4 protein-coding genes are annotated in these 3876 nt (G+C 57.9%); 1 reads left to right on the top strand and 3 read right to left on the bottom strand.

The window, feature by feature from the left end; all coding sequences use genetic code 11:
- Together KJ653_04280 and KJ653_04275 are read right to left on the bottom strand one after the other, a co-directional pair.
- Nucleotides 1-1076: GNAT family N-acetyltransferase (locus KJ653_04280; protein MBU0685050.1), on the bottom strand; the 1076-nt coding region annotated here is incomplete at its 3' end.
- 17 nt (nucleotides 1077-1093) lie between these two features.
- On the bottom strand, nucleotides 1094-1810 hold the full coding sequence (locus tag KJ653_04275; GenBank protein ID MBU0685049.1) for a hypothetical protein: 717 nt from the start codon (nucleotides 1808-1810) through the stop codon (nucleotides 1094-1096).
- A gap of 173 nt (nucleotides 1811-1983) precedes the next feature.
- On the opposite strand from KJ653_04275, the gene KJ653_04270 reads away from it, so the two are divergent.
- Nucleotides 1984-3441: a trimethylamine methyltransferase family protein gene (locus tag KJ653_04270; protein MBU0685048.1), complete on the top strand. Its 1458-nt coding sequence runs from the start codon at nucleotides 1984-1986 to the stop codon at nucleotides 3439-3441.
- A gap of 6 nt (nucleotides 3442-3447) precedes the next feature.
- Here KJ653_04270 and KJ653_04265 read toward each other — a convergent pair.
- A partial coding sequence (locus KJ653_04265; protein ID MBU0685047.1) for a DNA mismatch repair protein MutL occupies nucleotides 3448-3876 on the bottom strand: 429 nt, incomplete at its 5' end.

Raw genomic sequence — 3876 nt, 5'->3', positions numbered from 1 at the left:
GGAGGCTCTAAGGCAAGCTCGTCCAGTCGTATGCCCAGCTGTGAGTAGACTGCCCTGAACCCGAACTTCTCGTACAGGTGCTTGGCCCTCGGGTAGCTCGTGTGGAGGTAGCACGACGATACCTTGCCCGTGAGATCTGTCAAGGCGCACCTCATGAGCTCAGTGCCCAGGCCTTCTCCCTGTCCCGAAGGTGTGACGTAGATGTCGAAGATCAGGCCAGTATCCCCTTCGAGCCGGGTGATGACGAATCCCCCTTGGATCAGATGGATTGAGTAGTTCATGTCTGATCTAAACCTTCGCAGGCGGAACATGGACTGCAGAGCTGATTCGTCGTAGAACTCGGAGAACAACTTGACGGCCTGCGAGCGGTTCCTGCTCGATAATGCCTCGCACGTGTGTTCGTATGCCACGGGCCGCTCGAGCACCATCCGCCACATGGTGGTCGGGTCGAACTTCCTGATGAACCTTCCAAAATCCGTGGAGAACACCGCCCAAGACTTCCTAGAGGCCGTGAGGAACCGCACCAGACAGTCCCCTGCCTCGAATAGGTCGTCCGTCTCCTTCGCGACCATCAGTCCTTGCTTCCGAGGACCTTCTGATACGACCCTGGCCGTCTCGCCGTCGTCGGTGTAGAACGCCCACGCTTTTCGTTCACTTATGTCCACCCTGATGCCGTTCAGCTCTGACGTGCCCGATATGTTCGGGACTGCTCCGTTCGAGTCACGCAGATGCTCATCGATCGGGATATCGTAAGTGGTTACGAGTGCGCACCGTTTGTTCATGTTCGGATCGATGGCCGCCCCGACCTTCCAGCCCGAAGCGCCCAGAGACCTCGCCAGGAGATTGTGTTTTGAATCCTGGACGAGGATCTTGGAGTACGGTCTCGCGCACAGCTCGTCACTGAGTCTCTTGACGGACGGCCCTGATAGCTTCAGATTCCTAGGAGAGAACCTGAGGAACGCTCTCGCGACCCCTTCCCGCAGGGGCATCAGCTCCAATGAGAGGGCGCCCTCGTCCCCCTTGACCAATATGGCATCGTCTCTCTGGCCAGTTGAGCTCTCTTGCGCGGCTCCCATGGGGTGCAACACCCCTCTCAGAAGAAGTAGAAGCCCACGTTGTAGTCCTTGGCGCACTTGGTCAGCGCTTCGAGCCTGTTGAGCGTCCCCTCGATCCTGCGGACGATCACCTTTCCCTCAGCTGGAGCCTTCTCCCTTAGGACCTTGACCTCCTTAAGGAGCTCGTCCGCGTCCTCGGATGACAGTATCTTCTTCTGCTCAGCCAGCTGGTCGACCTTGGACAGTATGCTGAGCCCATGCTTTCTGGCAAGCTCGGGCACTGGAGACGCTGAGGGTCCAAAGTTTCCCACACAGCCCTTCTTGTTGTCCCAGGACAGACCGCACTTGCCGCATGTCGCGTACATCTCGTCAAACTCGAGCATATCCCACTCGGTGACGGTGTTCTCCTTCTTGGCCGCGGCCACGACTTCCTTCTTCTGGTCGGCCGGGACCTTCTCCATCAGGATCCACTTCGTCTTGGCTTCTTTCACGAACGGCTCGAACATCTTCCTGTCGTTCTCGTCCTTGACCTTCTCCAGATAGAGCTCGTCGCCTTCGACCTTCAGCTTTGACTTCTTGATGAACTCGTCAATCTTGTCCTTGCCGAGCTTGTCGGCAGCCTTCTTGAGGTCGACTATCCTGTCGACCTCGACGATCTTCTCCCATCTGCTCGGGTCCTCAAGGAAGACCTTGACGACCGAGAGCTTCTTGCCCTTGCACAACGCCTTGTCGGATTCCAGTTCTGTTAAAGCCATGTTCAGGCCCATTTCGCTCAGCCTCTGACGGGACGGCAAAGACCTGAGAACGCAATTAATACTTTGCCCTGCGTGCAGCTAAGCAAGAAAGACGACAGACAGGCGACAATAGGCTAATCTAGTACCTCGCCATCCCGCATTTGGAGGAGAGTTGTCGCTCCGGAGGAAGGACCATGTCCAAGGTCAACATGAGGGTGCTGTCTAAGGAAGATGTCGAGCTCGTTCACAGTTCGTCGCTGAAGATCCTGGCAGAGGTGGGAGTGAAGATAGAAAGTCCATCCGTCGTGGAGCTGATGCGGGAAGCTGGTGCGAAGATCGACCAGAAGACGCAGACAGTCTTCCTCGATGAGAAGATGGTCTCGCAGGCACTCAAGTCAGCCCCCAGAAACATCACGCTATGCTCCAGGAGAGGGGTGGATCACACGGTCCCGGGTGATGGCGTCCAGCTCATATCGACCGACGGCCAGCCCCCGGCGATGTACGAGGCTGACAGCTGCGCGAAGAGGCCCTCCAAGCTCAAGGATGTGAAGGACTTCGCAGTCCTTGCCGACGCGCTCCCGGAAGTCGATTTCGTCTGGCCTCCGGTCGTCGCGACGGACATGCCATCCGACAAATCATCGCTGTACGAGTTCCTCGTCACGATTGCGTACACCTCGAAGCACGTGCAGCACGGGGCAACATCGGCCGAGGAAGCGAACTTCCAAATCGATGTCGCATCGGCTATACTGGGCTCCAAGGAGCAACTTAGGAAGAGGCCCATATTCTCAGACGTATGCACGCCGATATCACCTCTCAGATATGACAAGGGAGAGGCCGAGGCACTCGTCATCCTGTCCCGGGCAGGCGTCCCGATGGTCCATCTTAGCATGGGCATCGCTGGTTCCGTGACGCCTGTCACAGTTGCCGGCACGCTTGCGGTAATCAACGCTGAGAACCTATGCGGTCTGACGATGTCGCAGGTCTCGAACCCCGGAGCTCCATCGATCTACTCATCGTTCTCCGGTGCCACGGACCTGAAGTCAGGAGTTTTTCTCTGTGCTTCCCCAGAGGGCGTGTTGATGGATATCGCAGGGATCGAGATGGCCAGGCATTACGGCCTGCCATCTTGCTGCGGTGGTCCGTCCAATTCCTCAAAGACCATGTCGGCCGAAGCCGGCTATCAGAGCGCGATCACCGCGATGGCATCCTTGCTCACAGGAGCGGACCTCATGGTCGGCCTTGCCGGGTTAGACAGGGCAGGCATGATGTCCCTCGAGAAACTGGTCATGGATTGCGAGGTCTGGAGATGGCTTAGGCGGGTGAGGGCGGGCATCGAAGTCAATGACGCGACGATAGGCTTCGACGCAATCAAGCGCCAGGGACCAGGCGGCATGTTCCTCTCAGATCCGCACACGCTGAAGTACATGCGGAAGGACATGATGACACCTCAGATCACGTGGTTCCACGCACCAGGAGAACCGGACTACTCAGTGGATGACCTGATAGAGTATTCCAAGAAAAGGACCAAAGAGATACTGTCCACACACAAGCCGCCACTGCTGGAGAAGGATGTGGCAGACAGGGTAGGCAGCGTCGCGAGGAAGTACGGCATCCTGTTGAAGGACGGCAAGCAGATTTTCGAGCACGCGTGAGTGCGCTCACACGCGTCTTTTGAAGAGCTTCTCGAGGTCGACGGGGGACAGGCCGACCATCGTGGGCCTCCCGTGCTCGCACGTGTACGGACTCTCGGTCCGAAGCAGCTCGGAGACTAGCGAGCGCATCTGGTTCTCGCTCAGCGGCTCGCCAGCCCTGATCGCTGTGTGGCACGCAACGCGCCAGATGACATCGAGTCCCACTTTCTTGGAAGGCGCCATGCGGCCCAGGTCCCCGAGTATGTTCCTGAACGCGGGCTCACCCTGAGCCACGCCAAGGACGGTCGGGATGGATTTCAGCGCATACGAACCCTTGCCGAAGGGTTCGATGACGAAACCGGCACCATCAAGAGTCTCCCTGTTCTCCTCCAGGACCTTCTGTTCGGACGCGCTGAGATGAATCACCATGGGCGTCAGGAGCCTCTGCGAAATCTC

This window comes from Candidatus Thermoplasmatota archaeon, assembly GCA_018814355.1.
Classification (GTDB): Archaea; Thermoplasmatota; Thermoplasmata; order UBA10834; family UBA10834; genus COMBO-56-21.
This window is presented reverse-complemented; position numbering and strand designations above follow the sequence as displayed.

Bases quoted from the DNA above. Each gene is read 5' to 3' on its own strand.
- KJ653_04275 (MBU0685049.1), bottom strand. From the start codon at position 1,810: ATGGCTTTAACAGAACTGGAATCCGACAAGGCGTTGTGCAAGGGCAAG.
- KJ653_04270 (MBU0685048.1), top strand. From the start codon at position 1,984: ATGTCCAAGGTCAACATGAGGGTGCTGTCTAAGGAAGATGTCGAGCTC.